General features: G+C 53.2%; 19 protein-coding genes. 8 read left to right on the top strand and 11 right to left on the bottom strand.

Annotation, left to right across the window (positions count from 1 at the left end; translation table 11 throughout):
* Window positions 1-121: 121 nt before the first annotated feature.
* The 3 genes from AC6RNO_RS05015 to AC6RNO_RS05005 all read right to left on the bottom strand — a co-directional run bounded on the left by AC6RNO_RS05015 (window position 122) and on the right by AC6RNO_RS05005 (window position 2,677).
* On the bottom strand, window positions 122-445 hold the full coding sequence (locus AC6RNO_RS05015) for a hypothetical protein (protein WP_488435013.1): 324 nt from the start codon (window positions 443-445) through the stop codon (window positions 122-124).
* A 294-nt stretch (window positions 446-739) separates the two neighbouring features.
* Window positions 740-1,615, bottom strand: a complete 876-nt coding sequence (gene aguB, locus AC6RNO_RS05010) for an N-carbamoylputrescine amidase (RefSeq protein ID WP_497104811.1) — start codon at window positions 1,613-1,615, stop codon at window positions 740-742.
* Between the two features lie 27 nt (window positions 1,616-1,642).
* On the bottom strand, window positions 1,643-2,677 hold the full coding sequence (locus AC6RNO_RS05005) for an agmatine deiminase family protein (RefSeq protein ID WP_497104810.1): 1,035 nt from the start codon (window positions 2,675-2,677) through the stop codon (window positions 1,643-1,645).
* Window positions 2,678-3,008: 331 nt separating this feature from the next.
* Between AC6RNO_RS05005 and AC6RNO_RS05000 the strand changes: the two genes are divergently transcribed.
* From AC6RNO_RS05000 to AC6RNO_RS04990, 3 genes are all read left to right on the top strand, one after another.
* Complete coding sequence (locus AC6RNO_RS05000) at window positions 3,009-3,584, top strand: sigma-70 family RNA polymerase sigma factor (protein ID WP_497104809.1); 576 nt, start codon at window positions 3,009-3,011, stop codon at window positions 3,582-3,584.
* 160 nt (window positions 3,585-3,744) lie between these two features.
* A complete protein-coding gene (locus tag AC6RNO_RS04995) occupies window positions 3,745-3,948 on the top strand; it encodes a helix-turn-helix domain-containing protein (RefSeq protein ID WP_497104808.1) in 204 nt (67 codons plus the stop codon).
* Window positions 3,948-4,250, top strand: a complete 303-nt coding sequence (locus AC6RNO_RS04990; protein ID WP_497104807.1) for a hypothetical protein — start codon at window positions 3,948-3,950, stop codon at window positions 4,248-4,250. Before AC6RNO_RS04995 ends, AC6RNO_RS04990 begins: the two co-directional genes overlap by 1 nt.
* Window positions 4,251-4,297: 47 nt before the next feature.
* Here AC6RNO_RS04990 and AC6RNO_RS04985 read toward each other — a convergent pair whose 3' ends face one another.
* The 4 genes from AC6RNO_RS04985 to AC6RNO_RS04970 all read right to left on the bottom strand — a co-directional run bounded on the left by AC6RNO_RS04985 (window position 4,298) and on the right by AC6RNO_RS04970 (window position 9,115).
* Entirely contained in the window at window positions 4,298-4,825 is a 528-nt protein-coding gene (locus tag AC6RNO_RS04985; protein WP_497104806.1) for a hypothetical protein, read from the bottom strand.
* Window positions 4,826-5,149: 324 nt separating this feature from the next.
* Complete coding sequence (locus tag AC6RNO_RS04980) at window positions 5,150-6,856, bottom strand: FAD-dependent oxidoreductase (protein WP_497104805.1); 1,707 nt, start codon at window positions 6,854-6,856, stop codon at window positions 5,150-5,152.
* 133 nt (window positions 6,857-6,989) lie between these two features.
* Entirely contained in the window at window positions 6,990-8,483 is a 1,494-nt protein-coding gene (glpK, locus tag AC6RNO_RS04975) for a glycerol kinase GlpK (protein ID WP_497104804.1), read from the bottom strand.
* A gap of 65 nt (window positions 8,484-8,548) precedes the next feature.
* The gene (locus AC6RNO_RS04970) at window positions 8,549-9,115 is read right to left on the bottom strand and encodes a glycerol-3-phosphate responsive antiterminator (protein WP_497104803.1); all 567 of its coding nucleotides are present in this window, start codon (window positions 9,113-9,115) and stop codon (window positions 8,549-8,551) included.
* Window positions 9,116-9,511: 396 nt separating this feature from the next.
* Here AC6RNO_RS04970 and AC6RNO_RS04965 point away from each other — a divergent pair, with 396 nt between their 5' ends.
* Together AC6RNO_RS04965 and AC6RNO_RS04960 are read left to right on the top strand one after the other, a co-directional pair.
* Window positions 9,512-10,498 carry a cation diffusion facilitator family transporter gene (locus tag AC6RNO_RS04965; RefSeq protein ID WP_474682539.1) on the top strand — a complete coding sequence of 329 codons (987 nt, stop codon included), beginning with the start codon at window positions 9,512-9,514 and terminating at the stop codon, window positions 10,496-10,498.
* Window positions 10,499-10,682: 184 nt separating this feature from the next.
* Window positions 10,683-11,453, top strand: a complete 771-nt coding sequence (locus AC6RNO_RS04960; RefSeq protein WP_497104802.1) for a muscle M-line assembly protein unc-89 Uncoordinated protein 89 — start codon at window positions 10,683-10,685, stop codon at window positions 11,451-11,453.
* A 152-nt stretch (window positions 11,454-11,605) separates the two neighbouring features.
* On the opposite strand, the gene AC6RNO_RS04955 is transcribed toward AC6RNO_RS04960, so the two are convergent.
* Together AC6RNO_RS04955 and AC6RNO_RS04950 are read right to left on the bottom strand one after the other, a co-directional pair.
* Window positions 11,606-12,172: a WHG domain-containing protein gene (locus AC6RNO_RS04955; protein WP_497104801.1), complete on the bottom strand. Its 567-nt coding sequence runs from the start codon at window positions 12,170-12,172 to the stop codon at window positions 11,606-11,608.
* 30 nt (window positions 12,173-12,202) lie between these two features.
* Complete coding sequence (locus AC6RNO_RS04950) at window positions 12,203-12,913, bottom strand: MBL fold metallo-hydrolase (protein ID WP_497104800.1); 711 nt, start codon at window positions 12,911-12,913, stop codon at window positions 12,203-12,205.
* Window positions 12,914-13,176: 263 nt separating this feature from the next.
* On the opposite strand from AC6RNO_RS04950, the gene AC6RNO_RS04945 reads away from it, so the two are divergent.
* From AC6RNO_RS04945 to AC6RNO_RS04935, 3 genes are all read left to right on the top strand, one after another.
* Window positions 13,177-14,256 carry a M20/M25/M40 family metallo-hydrolase gene (locus tag AC6RNO_RS04945; RefSeq protein ID WP_497104799.1) on the top strand — a complete coding sequence of 360 codons (1,080 nt, stop codon included), beginning with the start codon at window positions 13,177-13,179 and terminating at the stop codon, window positions 14,254-14,256.
* A 1,096-nt stretch (window positions 14,257-15,352) separates the two neighbouring features.
* Window positions 15,353-15,790 (top strand): GNAT family N-acetyltransferase, encoded by a 438-nt coding sequence (locus AC6RNO_RS04940; RefSeq protein ID WP_474682535.1) that lies wholly within the window; start codon window positions 15,353-15,355, stop codon window positions 15,788-15,790.
* Between the two features lie 35 nt (window positions 15,791-15,825).
* A complete protein-coding gene (locus AC6RNO_RS04935; RefSeq protein WP_497104798.1) occupies window positions 15,826-16,188 on the top strand; it encodes a DUF2500 family protein in 363 nt (120 codons plus the stop codon).
* A gap of 177 nt (window positions 16,189-16,365) precedes the next feature.
* Here AC6RNO_RS04935 and AC6RNO_RS04930 read toward each other — a convergent pair whose 3' ends face one another.
* Window positions 16,366-17,259 carry an ATP-binding cassette domain-containing protein gene (locus AC6RNO_RS04930; RefSeq protein ID WP_497104797.1) on the bottom strand — a complete coding sequence of 298 codons (894 nt, stop codon included), beginning with the start codon at window positions 17,257-17,259 and terminating at the stop codon, window positions 16,366-16,368.
* A gap of 26 nt (window positions 17,260-17,285) precedes the next feature.
* Window positions 17,286-18,317, bottom strand: coding sequence for an iron chelate uptake ABC transporter family permease subunit (locus AC6RNO_RS04925; protein ID WP_497104796.1), 1,032 nt, complete (start codon window positions 18,315-18,317; stop codon window positions 17,286-17,288).
* Between the last annotated feature and the right edge of the window lies 1 nt (window position 18,318).

Raw genomic sequence — 18,318 nt, 5'->3', positions numbered from 1 at the left:
ACTAATCAGGCCTACTGCGAAAACCCGCATGCTTCGAGGCAGCATACCTTTGGCAACGCGCGGAAAACCTGAACCCCCCATAACGCCGTGGACGTCATCCCACAGAATGAAAATACCAGGTCTACTGCAAAAAACTCGCATGCTTTGAGGCAGCGTACCTCTTGGCAACGCGCGGAAGACCTGAACCCCCCATAACGCCGTGATCGTCACTCCACAGAATGAAAATACCAGGTCTACTGCAAAAAACTCGCATGCTTTGAGGAAGCGTACCTCTTGGCAACACGCGGAAAACCTGCAAAAGTACATCTTTTTCCTCGTTGGTAGGCCTGCAGCGAAATATTCCTGCAAAACTGCAGTTTTTTGCGCTGAAATTCACGCTCAGACCCGTCTGGATCAAAAATTCCTGCACAATCGCAGGCTTTTCGCCAAAACGAACCACTTTCATGGAAAAAGCCTGCACTTTCGCAGGTTTTACGGACGTGTGGAGGGCGGCGGGCAGGTAGGTCACTGGTTTTGCAGGCCGATGGAGGGCAGCGAGCAGGTAGATCGCTGGTTTGGCGGGCCGATGGAGGGCAGCGAGCAGGTAGATCGCTGGTTTGGCGGGCCGATGGAGGGCGTCGGGCAGAAACGTCGCAGGTTTTACGGACGTGTGGAGGGCGGCGGGCAGTATGGTCGCGGGTTTTGCGGGCGGCCCCTTCCCCCAAAAAAAGGCCGTCCCTCGAAAGGGACGACCCGCGCTTTAAAGTACTTGCTCGCCATCGTATGTGGCGATTGTTTTGTACAGATCCGGACGTCTGTCGCGGAAAATGCCCCACTCGATGCGCTGCACTTCCAGCAGATCGAGGTCGAATTCGGCCACGAGCACCGTCTCTTCCGCACGGCCCGCCTCGGCGACCATGTTGCCGGCATTACCGGCAATAAAGGACGAGCCGTAGAACGTGATGCTGGAATCATCGTCCTCTTCCAGACCGACCCGATTCGAGGCAATGACCGGAACCAGATTGGACGCGGCGTGACCCCGCATGCACATCTGCCAGTGGTCCTTGGAGTCGATCGAGCCATCCTGCGGTTCCGATCCGATCGCCGTCGGGTAGAACAGCAGCTCCGCGCCCATCAGCGCCATGCATCTCGCCGCTTCCGGATACCACTGATCCCAGCATACGCCTACGCCAATTTTGGCATAGCGCGTTTTCCACACTTTAAAACCGGTATCCCCCGGGTTAAAATAAAATTTTTCTTCATATCCGGGACCGTCCGGAATGTGGCTTTTGCGGTACAGGCCCAGCACTTCGCCGTCCGCATCGATAACGGCAAGCGAATTGTACCTCGCGTTGTTCTTTTTCTCGTAAAAGCTGATCGGCAGCACCACCTGAAGCTCCTTGGCGATCGCCTTGAAATGATTGACCGCTTTATTCTCCTCAAGCTCGGTCGCGTAGCGGTAATAATCGGACTTCTCCTTTTGGCAGAAGTACGGCGTTTCAAAAAGCTCCTGAATCAAAATAATTTGTGCGCCTTGCGCCGCGGCTTGTCTAACCAGTGCTTCCGCTTTGCGGATATTGCCATCGATATTCCAGGAGCAGCTCATTTGTGTCGCCGCTACCGTCACTTTTCTCATGGGAGTCACCTCTTTCGTTTTCCACAATTACATTCTGCTGCTTGCAGGCATCTGCTGCGTGGTGCAATGCACATTGCCGCCCTCTTTAATAATCGCCATGCCGTTGATCGTGCGAATTTTCCGGTCCGGGAACGTTTGGCTCAGCACTTGAACAGCCTTGCGGTCCGTTTCTTCCGCAGCGCCGCCGAATATCGGCAAAATAATGCCGCCGTTGACAAAATAGAAGTTCAAATAACTCAGCGTCAGCCTGCTGTCCCCGAATACGGCTTTCGGAGGCTGCTCAATCGGAATCACTTCCAGCTTGCGGCCTTTGGCATCTACAGCCTCGCTCAAAATGCGCAAATTCTCCTGCGTAATCTCGTAGTTCTCATCCGCGGGATCGTGGCACACCTGCATAATGATTTTGCCCGGCGCCGCAAAACATGCGACATTATCCACATGACCGTCCGTCTCGTCGCCGCTTAGTCCGTTTTTCAGCCAGATGACCTTTTCAGCGGCGATAAAATCGGTTAAGTAAGCCTCAATCTGCTCTCTGCCGAGATCGGGATTGCGGTTCTCATTCAGCAGGCATTCCTCGGTCGTCAGAACCGTGCCTTCACCGTCCACATGAATCGAACCGCCCTCCAGCACCAAAGGCGCGTCGAAGCGCTTCACCCGGTAGTGCTCAAGAATTTGCGGAGCGACCGCGTCGTCCAGATCCCATGGAGAATATTTGCCTCCCCACGCATTAAAACGCCAGTTCACGCCGGCAATTTCCTGCTTATCGTTAAGAACGAATGTCGGTCCGTTATCCCTGAACCAGGCATCGTTATGTTCGATGGCAAGAAATTCGATCCGGGAATTGTCAAACAACGCCTTGACCCGCTCGGCTTCCACAGGGTTCACAATAACCGTAACCGGCTCAAATTCGGCAATCGCCCGCACCAATTCCGCATAACCTTCACTCACGGCAGCGTAGTCTTCCGGATAAACCATCGACGCCTCCACCGGCCACGAAATAAACGTCCGCTCATGGTTAACCCATTCCGCAGGCATCGTATAACTAAGTTCTTTTGGGTTCATTCCAGCCAACTCGCTTTATCATAAAATTTTGTATAGGACGCATACCGCACTGTCATTCATCATATAACAAAAGCTTCTCCGTCTCAATGAGGCGGGGAAGATTGGCATTCGGATCGCAGATCAAGGGCACCAAAATTTTCCTCCACAACTTCGATAAGTGATTCAGAAAAATACTAAAATGAGGCCTTGGTCGATATCCGAACCTTTTTGTATCATCAAATATTTAATACCTTTTAATTACTTATTTACCAAATTTATTGTATCATAAAAGTGACACCTATCATTTTAAGTAAGGTTTATTTCCTAATTTAAAATTCATTGGGAGGGTCATATGAATCCATGGTTTTACTTGTTACGCAGTCCAATAGACGATCAAGACCCAACAATTCAAGAGCAGGTTTATCGTTCCTTTTATCAATTTGTTTATCGGGATATTTATTTCATGGTTCGTGAGCATTCGCTGACAGAGGATATTATTCAAGATGCTTTTTTGAAAGCGATAACTAAAGGCCCCAAAATGCGATTCGATACGAATATCCCTGCTTGGGTAAAACAACTTACTCGGAATACTGCCTTGGATCATCTAAGAAAATTAAAACGGGAACGCCAGTTACTAGTGGAATCCTGCGTTAATATAAGCGATGCAACCCTCTATGAAATCAGCGCAGCTGTCGAAGTTGAAATTAAAGAAAGGAACGAGCTGCTTCTAAGGGCGCTTGCCGAATTAAAGTCGGATTATCGGGCGGTTCTGCGGCTCTTCTATATGGAAGAAAAGTCGTATCGGGAAATCTGCCTAGAACTTCAATTGGCAGAATCAGTTCTTACCCAACGTTTAGCAAGAGCTCGAAAAAAATTGCTCCAACACTTTTTAATAAAATGGACGGATGATGATAAAGAACCAGATTGAACAGGAACGGATTATTCAAGAAGCGTTATAGAACTACTTTGATGGCAGCGGGATTACGATTACGACTCTACCTTGCCCATTTATGTAAACAAAACTTTAATTTTCATCACTCTGATCGTATACTCAATGTAAATAAAACTTTACAGAAAGGGAACTTTCTATGATAACGAATAGCGTACTGGAACTTAGAAAAGAACACGATATTACTCAAGTTGATTTGGCCAAGAGCCTAAAAGTGACGAGACAGACAATCATTGCGATTGAAAACAACCGCTTTAATCCCAGTCTTGAGCTAGCTTTCAAGATATCCAAATTTTTCCATCGTTCTATTGAACAAATTTTTACCTATGAGGAGGAATTGTGATGTTTATTTCAGAGTATTTACTTTTTGCAACTGCTTTCTTAATCGCTGTTTTCGGGAGTCTGTATGTCAAACGCAGAAACCAAAAAAAATCCGGATTGCCGGAAGCAGACGAACGAACAATTCATCTTTTTCAAGTATACACTTTACGCATAACTTTAGTTTTTGGGGTTATCGGTGTCATTAGTCTGGCGGTCCTCACACTTCAAAAACATACCACCATAGATATCAATGCGGTTTGGTTGTACTTGCTTGTCTTTATGTTTGCTTTATCTGCGGGAGCGTTGCTTGTAAAACATAAATAGCGGAGGGATCGCTCCCTCCGTATGTCTTATTATGAGTACAGCCAACCTCAACAAAAAAGATCCATTGCCGAACTGCAGCCCCATGTGGCAATAGCAGCATACACAAGCGCACATCCGATTCCTGGCAATCCTCCGGCTAAAGCCGCAAGTGCACATAATTCAGCCATACCATACCCGGCCATTAAGCCGCACATAGTACCTACGTAGTCACGGCAAGAAGCAAGAACGGTTACCTCCCCGGCTGAAGATTTGTCGGTTAAATCACCTGTAATTTGTGCAGAAGCCAGACTGTTTAAATCATTAAAATCAATTTTCTTATTGTTTGTTAAATCAAATAAACCATCCGAAGTAATACTGAATTTTTGTTCTTTTTGCGATGTTGTGATAGTCAGTATTTGCTCGTTTTCGCTAACTTTTTCGAAAGCAAAATCAACGTGTGCAAATACCGCTTCTTTCGTCTGATCGACTCCGTAAATGGATAATGTTCTTTGATCCGTATTCTTGGCGATGGCAAACCCTAAGTCAGGGCTGGATTTAAGAACAAGAAATTCAGTTGTAGTTGCTTCGCCTGCCAAATTAGCAGTTACTTTTGCACTCGATTTTTCACTTTGAATGACGTCGCGAATTTTTTTCTCCTGTTCAGCGTTCGCCTCCTGATGTTCATTATTTTTTTTCCCTTGGCAAGCAAGACACGTTTCATTTTTCGATTGGGCTTTTGCTGAATAGATGTAATCAGTAGAGCAACAGCAACCATCAAATTGACATACCGATTAATCAAATTTTCCATCACAATCAGGGAAAATCCGGTAATCAACCTTTCAAATAGTGATCACACATCTTTGTAGATAAAAAAAGCTTCCCCAACACCGGTTTCCCGGTGCGGGGAAGCTTTTTCTGTCTTATTCCTCCAGCGGCTGCACGGCGTCATGGAGCAGCCGCTCCAGCTCCGCGGTGCGGGCCTCCGTCAGCGCTTCGCTCCAGCCGAAGCGCTCCGCCATGAAGGCGATGACCGGCGCCTTCCACTGCTTTGCCCACGCGATGTCGAAGAAGAGGGCGCCCGTGCGGCGGACGAAAAAATCCGCCGGCGTCACCGCCATCTCGCGCTCGATCGCGTACACGAGCGCAGCGAGCACCGCGGCGGGCATGCCCCGCTCCGCCGCTTCGGCCTTGTGCTGCTCCAGCAGCCCGAATACGGCGTCCACATTGGAGCCGTATCGGCGCGCGAGCAGCGCGGCCTCGGCCTCGGTCAGCCCCAGGCGCATGCCCTGGCTGACCGAGGCCGCAACAAACGGCGCCAGCTGCGCCGGGCCGCCCACATCGCCGCCGGAGATCGGCAGCGTGCGGGTGCGGCTCGGCGGCACGGCCGCCGCGCGCCCTTCCGTCGCCAGCATGGCGGCGACGCGGTCCATGACCGTCTCCGCCATCTTGCGGTAGCCGGTCAGCTTGCCTCCGGCCATCGAGATGAGGCCGGAGGCCGAGACGAAGATTTCGTCGCGGCGCGAAATCTCCGAAGGGTCTTTGCCCTCTTGGTGGATCAGAGGGCGCAGCCCGGTCCAGCTCGATTCGACGTCTTCCGCCGTCAAACCGAGGGACGGGAACATCCCGCCGACCGCCTGCAGCAAATAGCTGCGGTCGGCCGCCGTCATGCGGGGATGAGCCGTATCCCCGCTGTAGTTCGTATCCGTCGTCCCGACGTAGGTTTTGCCGTCCCGCGGGATGGCAAACACCATCCGTCCGTCCGGCGTATCAAAATAAACCGCCTGCCGCAGCGGAAAGCGGCGCTGGTCGAACACCAGATGCACCCCTTTGGTCAGGTGCAGCGTCTTGCCTTTTTTCGATCCGTCCATCTCTCTCAGCTCATCGACCCACGGGCCGGCGGCATTGATGACTTTTGCCGCATAGATCCGGTAGGAGCCGTTCTGCGCGCCGTCTGCCGCCTGATCGACGACGCGCACGCCGGCCACCTTGCCGTCGCGGACGATCAGTTCTTCCACTTTCGCGTAATTTACCGCTAAAGCTCCGAGTTCCACGGCTTTTTTCAGCACCTCGATCGTCAGCCGCGCATCGTCCGTGCGGTATTCGACGTAGTAGCCGCCGCCCTTGAGCCCTTTTTTGCCCAGCAGCGGCTCGTGAGCAAGCGTCTCCTCCCTGCCAAGCATCCGCCGCCGTTCGCTCCGCTTGACCCCTGCGAGATAATCGTAGACGCGCAGCCCTAACGAGGTCGAGAATTTGCCGAATGTCCCTCCCTGATAAAGCGGCAGCAGCATCCACTCCGGCGTCGTCACATGCGGCCCGTTCTCGTACACGATAGCCCGCTCTTTGCCTACCTCCGCAACCACCTTTACATCAAACTGCTTCAGATAGCGCAGACCGCCATGCACCAGCTTCGTAGAGCGGCTCGACGTGCCCGCGGCGAAGTCCTGCATCTCGACCAGCGCCGTCCGCAGTCCGCGGCTTTGCGCGTCCAAAGCGATGCCCGCGCCGGTTATGCCTCCTCCGATGACGATCAAATCAAATTCCCGCTCCGCCATGGCGTTCAAAACGCCGAGTCTTTCCAGACCCGAAAATTCGCCGGTAAGTTTAATCCTCTCCGTACCCATTGTCATGATGGTCTCCCTCCCAAGGTCCCCAAGCAAAAAAACCACAACATACCTGTTACGCATACACGTACAGGCTGCTGTGGTTTCTCCTGGTCTCCAACCGTTTATTAACTTGTCATTACTATACCACGTTTCGCGATTATTTAAAAGCGATTGCCGCCTGCACCGCTTTTTTCCATCCCCCGTACAGCTTCTCCCGGACTGCCGGCTCCATCTGCTGTTCAAATGTCCGGTCCACCTGCCACTGAGCGGCGATTTCGGCCTGATCCCGCCAGTAGCCGACGGCCAGACCGGCCAAATAAGCCGCGCCGAGGGCAGTCGTTTCACGGACGCGCGGCCTCTCGACGGCAACGCCCAGCAGATCGCTTTGGAACTGCATGAGGAAGCTGTTGGCCACGGCCCCTCCGTCGACGCGCAGCTTGGTCAGGGCAATTCCCGAATCGCTTTCCATCGCTTTCAGCACATCTTTGCTCTGAAAAGCAAGCGATTCCAGCGTCGCCCGCACAAAATGCTCTTTCGAAGTGCCTCTCGTAAGGCCGAATACGGCCCCGCGCACCTCGCTATCCCAATATGGAGTGCCCAACCCGACAAAAGCCGGCACCACGTAGACGCCCTCGGTCGAAGCGACGCGTGTCGCATACTCCTCCGTATCTTTCGCCGACTCGATCAGCCGCAGACCGTCCCGCAGCCATTGAATCGCCGAGCCGGCCACAAAAATGCTGCCTTCCAGCGCATACTCCACTTTGCCGTTCAAGCCCCAGGCGATGGTCGTCAGCAGCCCGCTGCGCGGCGGAATCCGCCGCGCGCCCGTATTCATCAGCATGAAGCAGCCCGTGCCGTAAGTGTTTTTGGCCATCCCCTGCTCAAAGCAAGCCTGCCCGAACAAAGCCGCCTGCTGATCGCCCGCCGCGCCCGCTATCGGTATCGAAGCGCCGAAAAAGTGGCTCTCCTCCGTATATCCGTACACTTCGGAGGAAGAGCGCACCTCCGGCAGAAGCGCCGCCGGAATGTTGAGCAGAGCGAGCAGTTCCTCATCCCACTTCAGCTCGCTAATGTTGAACAGCATCGTCCGGGAGGCGTTGGAATAGTCCGTGACGTGAACCTTCCCTCCCGTAAGCCGCCAAATCAGCCACGTATCGATCGTGCCGAACAGCAGATCGCCGCGCTCCGCAGCCGCTCTCGCTCCTTCCACATGATCCAGAATCCATTTGATCTTGGTCGCGGAAAAATAAGCGTCCACCAGCAGCCCTGTCCGCTCCTTGATCATGTCCTCCAGCCCCTGCGCTTTCAGCTCGTCGCAAATGGCCGCCGTTTGGCGCGATTGCCAGACAATCGCCCGGTACACCGGCATGCCGGTTTGGCGCTCCCATACGACGGCCGTTTCCCGCTGATTCGTAATGCCGATTCCGGCAATCTGCTCCGGCCGGACGCCCGACTCGGCGAGCACCGTCGCAATGACGCCCAGAACGGACAGCCATATTTCGTTCGCATCATGCTCCACCCAGCCCGGCTGCGGGAAATATTGCCGAAACTCCAACTGCGCGGAATGCGCTATATTTCCTTGCTTATCAAATAAAATCGCTCTTGAACTCGTCGTCCCCTGATCCAGGGACAATATATAGGTTGTATCCACTTATACAGCCTCCATGTCATTTAAATACGTGCGCGGCCCCCAAGGGCTCGCTGCCTTTTGCCTGCCTACTGTGCCGGTGCTGCAAAATGCTTCCACAACTCGTGTTGTGATGTCGTGACGGCGGCGGCGCCGGCTTCAATCGCCTGCTCGACATCTCGAACCGAGCGGATCAGCCCGCCGGCAAAAATCGGAATGCCCGTGCGCTCCTTCACCTCTGCGATCACGTGCGGTATCACGCCCGGCAGAACCTCGATAAAGTCCGGCTGCGTCCGCTCCAGAAGCGCGTAGCTCTTTTCAAGAGCGCTGCTGTCGAGCAAAAATAGCCGTTGAATGGCCAGCAGACCGTTTTGCTTTGTTTTTGCAATTACGCTGGCCCGCGTCGAGATCAGCCCGGCCGGGCGAATATTTTGGCATAAAAATTCAGCCGCATACTCGTCGTTTTTCAACCCTTCGATCAAATCGGCATGAAGCAGCAACTGCTTGCCGTGCGCTTTGGCCAAGTCTACGACGCTCTTGAGCTGTCCGATATGATTATCGAGCAAAACCAGGTAGGAATACGGGGATTTCAGCAGCTTCTCCAGATCTTTCATCTTGCGTACAGCCGGCAAAATCGTTTGCTGTTGAAACGACATCGAACGCGCTCCGTTCCGGTTAGTTTAACATGCTATTTCTCAAGATCAACGTTATCATATGCAGAACGTTATTCACATTCTTATTTTAAAACAATATGAATACGCTTACAAATTCATTCTTTCCGTGCGGCTCTTTTGCTTCATACTCGGCTCCGTTTTTTCGAAAACATAAAAACTCACATACACTGCCGCACCGTTTTAAGATGAGCAACCGATGTGAGTCTCCTGTTCTCCGTCACTTGTATGAACTTGTTTTTTATTTTAACGGCGTTGCTTCCGTGTGTCAATCTGTGCCCTCTGGATAATTAGTCCAAAAAACCTGGAACTTTTAACTCCCCGGCACGTAAGAAAATACGGGCATTTATTATAAACCTTTTTAGGAGGAATTATTCAACAATGGACCCTGACCCGGAACGAAGCGAGTTTTGGAGTTTACTCAAGAAAGGCAACATGTCTTCAGCAACAGCAGCAATAGGCAACACGTTAATCGCAATCGCCAAAGGAGTCGCCGCCGCAGTAACCGGTAACGGTGCAATGTTCGCATCGACCATGCACTCCGTGGCGGACGCGGTGAATCAGGCTTTCGTATTTGTGGGCAGCGTGCTTTCGGAAAAAAAGCCCACGCGCCGTTTCCCGGCCGGATTTGGCCGAGTCATTAACATTTTTTGTATGATCGCCGTTATCGTTGTAACGGTTATGGCTTACGAGACGATCAAAGAAGGCTATCACTTAATTCTGCACCCTGTGCAAACTTCCGGTTTTATACTGAATCTTCTCGTGCTTCTGCTCTCCATCGCGGTCGATGGGTACGTATTGATCAAAGCCATGAAGGAAGTCGTTCGCGAATCCCGTGTCGACGCCAAAGGTTTCGCCGTCGTCATGGCCGCATTCCGCAATGTCAAACGTGCCGCCCCGCCGACACGCCTCGTTTTTTATGAGGATCTGGTCGCCACATCAGGCGCGCTCCTGGCTCTGGTCGGAGTCGCCGTTACCGCTTTGGTGGACTTTGCCGTTTTGGACGGCGTTGTCACGATTATGATCGGTCTTTTGATGGTCGCTGTCGCATTCAGAGTCGGTTATGACAATATGGTAGGTCTGATCGGCGTGGCCGCCCCTCCCGATATCGAGGACAAAGTCGCCAAAATCATCCTTTCCGAAACAAATGTGATGGACATTTACCAAATGCGCGTGCTTCAGGAAGGCCGCTATTACCATGTTGACGGTTTGATTGAGCTAAGCCGGGGCTTATCGCTCGCCGATGCGGACGACATCAAGTTCAAAATTCGCGACAGATTGCTGCAAGACCCGGACATTACCGACGTTACGCTTGGAATTATAGAAGATAACGGGGTCCGCGACTGGATTCCGGTTGAACATAGATAAAGACGGAGAGGCCGTCCCGAAGCAGATTTTTCGCTTGTGGGGACGGTCTCTTTTTGGCGTTTTTCCAGGAAGATATTAACAATCTTTGGATATTCTCCGATATACATAACTGAGATATTTTTCAATTTTTATACATTTGCGATCTTCATGAAAGGGATTGTATGCAAGTGAAGGGAGATTTGCCATGAATATTGTCATTCGTCCGAACCATGGTTTGCTTGCCGCGAACCTGGAAAATCAATCGTCGACAGAGCTTTCATTTCAAGCCGGGGGCAAGCAAAGAACAGCGGGACAAGACAAGCTGTCGATCAGCAAACAAGCCCAAAATATGTGGAATCAAAACGGCGCCAAGAACACCTTCTTGCAGCAGTTAATGGAACAAAAGCAGCAAATCGCGGAGCGGCGCTCCCAGTACATCTCGCATGCCTTGGAAAAAGGGATAAGCCCGGATGTAATGAAAGAGAAGCTGGCGGAGATCGATGCTCAGATCAGAGAAATTGAGACTCAGATCCGCGAATTGGCGCAAGAAGAACAGCGCAAAGCGATGGGTTTGGATCAAGAAGAACAACAAAACAAGGCCGGCCAAAGCCAGCGCCGCGAAACTGCAGATTCGGAGCATGAAAAGACCCCGCCTATGCCGAACACAATGAACGCACTGGTATCGGCGGGCAATCGGATGAAGCATGCCGGCACTTTGAAGATGGTGCAAAATACTTTAAAAGCCGAAGCCAAAAGCTGGGAGCATAGCGATCCCGCGAGGTCCGCCGCGCTACTAGGAAAAGCGGAAGGATTGAATGGCAAGCTGCTGGAAATTTCCGGGGAGGTCAACAAGGAGCTCAATCACGCTGCCGAGAAAGACAAACATGCGAGCTCTCATCGTCATCAAATTGAAAGCAAGGACAGCGATATCACATTAGCGGCGGATGCTGTCCATGAAGCGAGATCCCTAGAATAACGGTTTCAGAGCCGTCGGTTTCATAACTCCCGGCCGCGCATGAATCCCTTTGCGACAGCCCCATGTGGTCGACCGATCGCCGTCATGCAGGGCAACACCGCTCGCTCGGAGCTGCGCGCGATGCGGTGCCCTTTATCCGCGCGGCTTGCAGCTCAAAGTGCGGCGCGCAAGCCGCACAGGTACGTAGTCAGCAGCAGATTTAAGCTCATATCGCGGTCAAGGTCCATCTGGAAGCCGTTTCTGAGTTCCAGCGAAGCGAACCCGTGGACCATACTGCGGAAGCCCCGTACAACGTGCAGCGCTTTTTCCTTGCCGAAATTGTAATCCTCCAGTATGCGGAGAATAATCCCGACAACTTGGCCGCCCGCTTCGCTGAGTTCAGGGTCCATCAAATCCTGCGACGCGGTAATCGCGTCGTACAGCCCCGGCTGCTTCCTCGCAAAATTGACATAAGCGAAGCCTGCGGCCAGCAGCGCATCATCCCCGGACTTGCCGAGGATCGACTCGATCAGCGCCTCTTTGATGCGGATCAGGCCCAGCAGGGACAACTGCTTTTTCAAGCCGGGCAGGCCTTTGATATGGTTGTATAAAGAAGGCGTCTTCACATTCAGCTTGCCGGCCAGCGCAGCCAATGTCACCTGCTCGATCCCTTCGCGGTCCGCAATTTCAATTGCAGCCTGTAAAACGGCGTCCGTATCCAATCCTTGTCGATAAGCCATTCCATATTCCCCATCTCTTCATCCATTTCTTTACAGTATAAATCTTTTTGCCGCAGCTTCCAAAGCCTGCTCCATCGCAGCATGCGGGTTCGCAAGCATGCGTCCGTGCCCGACGGCGAGCAAAGCGGGCTTCAGCTCCGCAAGCTTTCTCGCGCTTGCCAACGAAGTCTGCTTGCTCCAGGTCGCCATCGCCGGAAACGGAAACCATGGCTTCAACACACCGGACACGGCCATGCCACCGCGCAGCTGGAAAGCGTCCCCCGCGATCAAAGCGCGGCTGCGCAAATCCAAAAAGGCCATCAAACCCGGCGTATGGCCCGGAGCGGAGACCGCCTGGAGCGAGCCGATCCGGTCGCCTTCCTCCAAAAGCGCGTCAGGCTTCGTTTGGACCGATTTCGGCACGTCGCCTTTGATCGGCTGATTCGGCTCGCCTTCCTCCAGCTCCGTGCTGCCTGCCAGCAGCTTCGCGTCGCGGCGGGAGATCGAGACCTTGGCCTGCGGCAGCGCCCGCTTCAAGGCGTCCAGAGCCCCGACGTGATCTCCATGGGCATGGGTGAGCACGATGTTCGTAATCGGCTTCCCGATACGTTCGGCGGCCTGCAAAATCCCCTTGACGCTGTAAGGCAGCGCCGCATCGACCAGCGTCAGCTCCTTCTCTTCCTCGACCAAATAGCAATTGACCGGAAAAATCATCGGCAGAAAGGCCAACTGATACAAAAAACCGTTTTTCGTTATTTCCATAAAATAAACGCCTCCCAAAAACTAATTATATTAGTATAATAACTAATTATATTAGTTTAGTCAAGAGGGGCTTTGTCCTCCTCTTCCGTGCCCCGCGCACTTACCACCCTTACCCCCGATTCGCCGGAAATACGGCTCCCCGCTCTCTTACATCGTTCTCCCCGATCTCCCCAACATACAAGCATTCAGCGATTCCGTATGATAAAATGAAGCTCGTGCTTGAACGTTTTTGTCCATATATTTTTGAAAAGAGGGATTCCACCATGAATGCAGATACACTGGCATTATTCCGAACTTTGACCGAAATGCCGGCCGCGCCCGGTTTCGAGCGCGAGATTCGCAAATATGTACGAAGTCAGCTGGAAGCTTACACGAATGAAATCGTGCTTGACGGGCTGGGCAGCATTTTCGGCGTGATGCGCGGCGACGAAAACGGCCCGCGCATCATGGTTGCCGGCCATCTTGACGAGGTCGGCTTTCTCGTGAACGGCATCACCGAGCATGGCACGGTGAAGTTCCAGCCGCTCGGCGGCTGGTTCAGTCAAGTGCTGCCCGCCCAGCGCGTGCAGATTATGACCGGGCGAGGGCCGATCCTCGGCGTGATCGGCTCGACGCCCGTGCACTTGCTGGACGAGGCCGCGCGCGCCAAGCCCGTAGACATCAAGTCGATGTACATTGACATCGGCGCCGACAACCGCGCCGATGCCGAGGCCATCGGCGTAGCTATCGGGCAGCAGGTCGTGCCGGTCTGCCCGTTCACCCCTTTAGCCAATCCGAAGCGGATATTGGCTAAAGCCTGGGACAATCGCTACGGCGTCGGCCTGGCGATTGAGCTGCTCAAGGAGCTTCGCGCAGCGGATGCGAAGCTCCCGAACGTCCTGTACGCCGGCGCGACCGTACAGGAGGAGCTTGGCGCCCGCGGCGCGCGGACCGCCGCGAACCTCATCCAGCCCGACTTGTTCTACGCGCTGGATGTGAGCGCCGCCGGCGATTCGTCCGGCGACCGGCAGGCCTTCGGCCAGCTCGGCCGCGGCGCGCTGCTGCGCGTCTATGACCCCACCATGCTCACCCACCGGGGGATAGTCGAATTCATTCTCGATACGGCGGAGACTCACAAAATCCCGTATCAATACTACATCTCGGCCGGCGGCACGGACGCCGGACAAGTGCATCTGCAGGGCCGAGGCATCCCCTCTGCCGTGATTGGCGTCTGCGCGCGCTATATTCATACGGCCGGCTCCATTTTGCACGTCGACGATTATGCCGCCGCCAAGGAGCTGCTCATCAAGCTCGTGCAAAAAAGCGACCGCACGACGCTGAACACAATCCACGCCCAAGCCTGATCCGCCTCAGGCGGCAGCGTTCCGCCCTTGGAGGCGGAATCGGATTGTTGACAGAGCGACGGGGTAGAGGAACCGCCGCTTCTCCTCCCTACCGCCTAACCTGTAGGGATTGCGGATTGCTGAAGCAGAGGGGCACAAAGCAGCTTAGTAGGGGAAAACCTGCGAAAGTCAGGCTGTTGAGAAAGTCTAACGGGTTTCCTCTCAGATCAATTTTTATGTGGGGGCACTCATCTCGAAGAGAAAAAATTGATTTAAAACGATCTGAGAGGGGTGTTTGGCTTATACCTTTGGTGCTTTTTTTGAGCATCCAGGAAAAAAGGGGGTTTCTCAACAGCCTGGAAAGTTTTTTTCGTGAAAATAGTTCATTTTGGCGAAAAGCCTGCACAATTGCAGGCTGTTGCCCCCCCTGCGTCATAAGCGATAGCCACAATCTGCCTGGCTGCACGAAAAAACCTGCAAAAATACATGAATTTTGCGTCCTTGATCGCTGGCTGCGAAGAATTCCTGCAATTGTGCAGGCTTTTTACCGAACACATGGACTCAGATCCACTTTCCGTGAAAATTCCTGCACTTTTGCAGGTTTTTCGCCAAAATGGGCCTTTTTCACAGAGAAAACCTGCACATTCGCAGGCTTTTTCTCCAATTAAACCGCCTCATCCCCCCTTACTGTACAACGCCATAACCTGCGCTGGAGAGGCGCATAGGGAAAGATCGGCCGCCCCCCAAATTAACTCCCCTCTGGTTCCCCCAACCCGTAACTTTTTAACAATTGCAGGAATATTTTGTTTCAGGCATATCCATTGAGCAAAAACTGCACTTTATACGAAAATAGAACGCAGTAGACCTGATTATTTTCATTCTGTGGGGTGACGTCCACGGCGTCATGGGGGCTTTTGCAGGTTTCTTTTGCAGGTTTTCTCCGCATTTCCAGATAGTTTGTTCGACCGGGCTCCAGCGTGTGGGGGCTGGGCGGCTTCGTTCCGTCTTTCGGGGCGGAATTTTCTTTTTTTCAATATGAAATGTAGAACTAATGTTCCATTTTATGGTAATCTTAGTATAGGCACATCGCCATTTCAGAGAAGAAAGAAGGACACTAATGGATTATGTTATTCGCAATGCCGCTTCGGAAGATTCCCAGGAATTAAGCATGCTGATGTCTCAGCTGACCGGCAAGGTCATCTCCCCGCTCCACATTGAAAACCGGCTCCACTTTATTCGGACCAGCCCGTTCGACTCCTTGTATGTTTGTTTGGAGGACGGCCGGATTCGGGGGACTCTCGGCTTTCGAATTCGCGAGAATATCGAGGATGTCTCCAGATACGGCGAGGTTTCGGTGATTGTCGTGAACGAGGAGGCGAGGAACAGAGGTTTCGGCCGGATTTTGATGGATTACGCGGAGCAGCTCGCCGTCGAGCATAACTGCGTGGGCTTGTGGCTCGTTTCCGGTTTTCAAAGGGCCGAGGAAGCCCACAATTTTTACAAACAGTTGGGATTTGAAGAGACGGGTTACCGTTTTGTAAAAAAATTTTTGTAGCATGCGGCGTTTTGGCATGTAGGGAGGTGCGGGGTATGCAGATTGGTCTTATGGGGGGCCCGCCGACAGGCATGCTCGTTTTTGGCGGAATCGTTATCTTTTTAGTGGCGGCCATCATGATTGTCACAATCGTCAAAGGACTCGCAACATGGGCATCCAATAACGCGTCCCCCATCGAAAATCGCAGCTGTACCGCAGTAAGCAAAAGAACCCAAGTGTGGGGCGGTTCCGGCGACTCAAGCGCGAGTACGAATTATTACGTTACGTTTGAATTCGAGGACCGCAGCCGTCTGGAGCTGCATGTAAGCGCCAAAGTTTACGGCCTTATCGTGGAAGGAGATCGGGGGACCTTGACGCATCAGGGCACAAGGTTTAAAAACTTTGTCAGGCACATTTAGCCTGGGGTTAGTCTGCTTCATTGCCTGACTGCTGGCAGGCGTGATCTAAACGCGCGTTTGCAGTTTCCTGCCACCGGCAAATCCCCGGCGTCCGGAAGGACCCGCTCCCGATTGAAACGCAAAAAAGCACCCGCTGCCGCTCAGATAGCGACAGACGGGTGCTTTTTTATGCCGCCCCTATACAGGCTGCAGCGTTTCGTCGCGCACCTCGGCTTGCTGCCGGGCTTGCGCCTGCTGTTTGTCCGCCGCCTTGTCGGTACGCTTATCGGCGGCATTGCTGTAAGGCTCTGCGGCAAGCTCGTAGGGCAGACAAAGGGGCACGCCGGTACGCGGGTCGGCGACCAGATCGGCCTCGATGCCGAACACTTCGCGCAGCACATCTTTGGTCATAACTTCCACAGGCGTTCCTTCGCTGACTACGGTTCCGCTTTTAATTGCGACCATGTGTTGAGCGTAACGTGTCGCGTGGTTGAGGTCATGCACGACCATGATGACGGTGCGGCCTTCTTCCTCATTCAGTTTCTCCAGCAGCTTCAATACTTCCAGTTGATGCGCCATATCCAGGAACGTCGTCGGCTCGTCGAGGAACAAAATGTCCGTCTGCTGCGCAAGCGCCATCGCGATCCACGCGCGCTGTCTTTGGCCTCCCGACAATTGGTCGACAGGACGGTCGTAGAACGGGGTCATTCCCGTTACCTGAATCGCCCACTGGATAATGTCTTTATCTTCTTTCGTTAACGAACCGAACCCTTTTTGATGCGGAAAGCGGCCATAGCCGACCAGTTCCGACACGGTCAAGCCTTCCGGAGCTATCGGATTTTGCGGCAAAATGGCGAGCTGTTTGGCCACTTCCTTCGTAGATTGCCGGTGGATGGACTGGCCGTCCAAATATACGCCCCCGCCCTTCGGCTTCATAATCCGCGCCATCGTCTTCAAGATGGTTGATTTTCCCGATCCGTTCGCGCCTACCAGCGCTGTGATTTTGCCTGACGGAATCGATACGTTCAAATCTTTGACAATTAAGCGGTCCTCGTACGCGATATCCAGTTGTTTGGTCATTAAACGGTCCATATAAACTCTCCTTCACTTCCGGTTTTTTATGCTTTAGCTTTTGCCAATAAGTATAAGAAGTAGGGTGCTCCGATGACGGCAACAACGATACCGGTCGGGATTTCCGAAGGCTGCAAAATCCATCTGCCGACTGTATCCGCGACAATGAGCAGCAGCCCGCCTGCAAGTCCGGCCGCCGGAAGCAGGTATTGATGTTTCGCTCCGACCAATTTCCGCGCCAGATGCGGTCCGATCAGTCCGACAAAGGAGATCCCTCCGCCGACGGCAACGCAAGATCCCGCTAAGGCGACGGCTGCGCCGAGCAAAACAAGTCTTTCTCTTTCAACGGAGGTGCCGATGCCGATAGCTATGGGGTCACCGAGATTCAGCGCGTTCAGCGCTCTGGCTTTGTAGAGCACAAAGGGCACCAGTACAAGCATCCACGGCAGCAGCGCCAGAACGAATTTCCAGTTGGTTCCCCAAATGCTGCCCGCCAGCCAGACCGATACGAACTGAAAATCATTCGGGTCCATCCGAATGGTCAATACGATCATCCCTGCGTGAATGGCCGCAGCGACGGCTATTCCGACCAAGACGAGCCTCGTGGGCGAAAGACCCTCTTTTTTCTTGTAAGCCAGCAAGTAAATGACCGCTGCGGCCAGCCCTGCGCCGACCAGAGCCAGAAAAGGCATAATGAACACGGGAGCAGCCGCGTTCACTTTGTAAAAGGATACGAACAGCACGACAGCGAGCCCTGCGCCTGCATTGATTCCCAGTATCCCGGGGTCGGCCAGCGCGTTGCGCGATATGCCCTGCAGAACAGCTCCCGAGATGGCCAGACCGCCGCCCACCAGCACCGATATGATGATGCGGGGGAGTCGGAATTCGAACAGGATCAGCGCCTGCTTTTGCGTCCCGGCACCGAATAAGGTTGTGAACACCTCGATCGGCGAAAGCCGTGTGTAACCGATATTCATGCTTATGATAAAGGCAAGTATAATAAATATTCCCAGCAAGGCCGTTACGCCAACAGCGCGAAGCGCTTTTCTCCGGCTCAAGCTTTCCACCTGCGTGTGCATT

The organism is Paenibacillus sp. sgz302190 (assembly GCF_059820445.1).
The sequence above is the reverse complement of the archived record's forward strand: the minus strand, read 5'-3'. Positions and strand labels throughout refer to the sequence as shown.

Coding starts and splice junctions, on each gene's coding strand:
- aguB (WP_497104811.1), bottom strand. CDS start 1,615: ATGAGAAAAGTGACGGTAGCGGCGACACAAATGAGCTGCTCCTGGAAT.
- AC6RNO_RS04930 (WP_497104797.1), bottom strand. CDS start 17,259: ATGGACCGTTTAATGACCAAACAACTGGATATCGCGTACGAGGACCGC.
- AC6RNO_RS05005 (WP_497104810.1), bottom strand. CDS start 2,677: ATGAACCCAAAAGAACTTAGTTATACGATGCCTGCGGAATGGGTTAAC.
- AC6RNO_RS04960 (WP_497104802.1), top strand. CDS start 10,683: ATGAATATTGTCATTCGTCCGAACCATGGTTTGCTTGCCGCGAACCTG.
- AC6RNO_RS04970 (WP_497104803.1), bottom strand. CDS start 9,115: ATGTCGTTTCAACAGCAAACGATTTTGCCGGCTGTACGCAAGATGAAA.
- AC6RNO_RS04925 (WP_497104796.1), bottom strand. CDS start 18,317: ATGCACACGCAGGTGGAAAGCTTGAGCCGGAGAAAAGCGCTTCGCGCT.
- AC6RNO_RS05015 (WP_488435013.1), bottom strand. CDS start 445: ATGAAAGTGGTTCGTTTTGGCGAAAAGCCTGCGATTGTGCAGGAATTT.
- AC6RNO_RS04950 (WP_497104800.1), bottom strand. CDS start 12,913: ATGGAAATAACGAAAAACGGTTTTTTGTATCAGTTGGCCTTTCTGCCG.
- AC6RNO_RS04990 (WP_497104807.1), top strand. CDS start 3,948: ATGTTTATTTCAGAGTATTTACTTTTTGCAACTGCTTTCTTAATCGCT.
- AC6RNO_RS04980 (WP_497104805.1), bottom strand. CDS start 6,856: ATGACAATGGGTACGGAGAGGATTAAACTTACCGGCGAATTTTCGGGT.
- AC6RNO_RS04940 (WP_474682535.1), top strand. CDS start 15,353: ATGGATTATGTTATTCGCAATGCCGCTTCGGAAGATTCCCAGGAATTA.
- AC6RNO_RS04955 (WP_497104801.1), bottom strand. CDS start 12,172: ATGGCTTATCGACAAGGATTGGATACGGACGCCGTTTTACAGGCTGCA.
- AC6RNO_RS04995 (WP_497104808.1), top strand. CDS start 3,745: ATGATAACGAATAGCGTACTGGAACTTAGAAAAGAACACGATATTACT.
- AC6RNO_RS04965 (WP_474682539.1), top strand. CDS start 9,512: ATGGACCCTGACCCGGAACGAAGCGAGTTTTGGAGTTTACTCAAGAAA.
- AC6RNO_RS04935 (WP_497104798.1), top strand. CDS start 15,826: ATGCAGATTGGTCTTATGGGGGGCCCGCCGACAGGCATGCTCGTTTTT.
- AC6RNO_RS05000 (WP_497104809.1), top strand. CDS start 3,009: ATGAATCCATGGTTTTACTTGTTACGCAGTCCAATAGACGATCAAGAC.
- AC6RNO_RS04945 (WP_497104799.1), top strand. CDS start 13,177: ATGAATGCAGATACACTGGCATTATTCCGAACTTTGACCGAAATGCCG.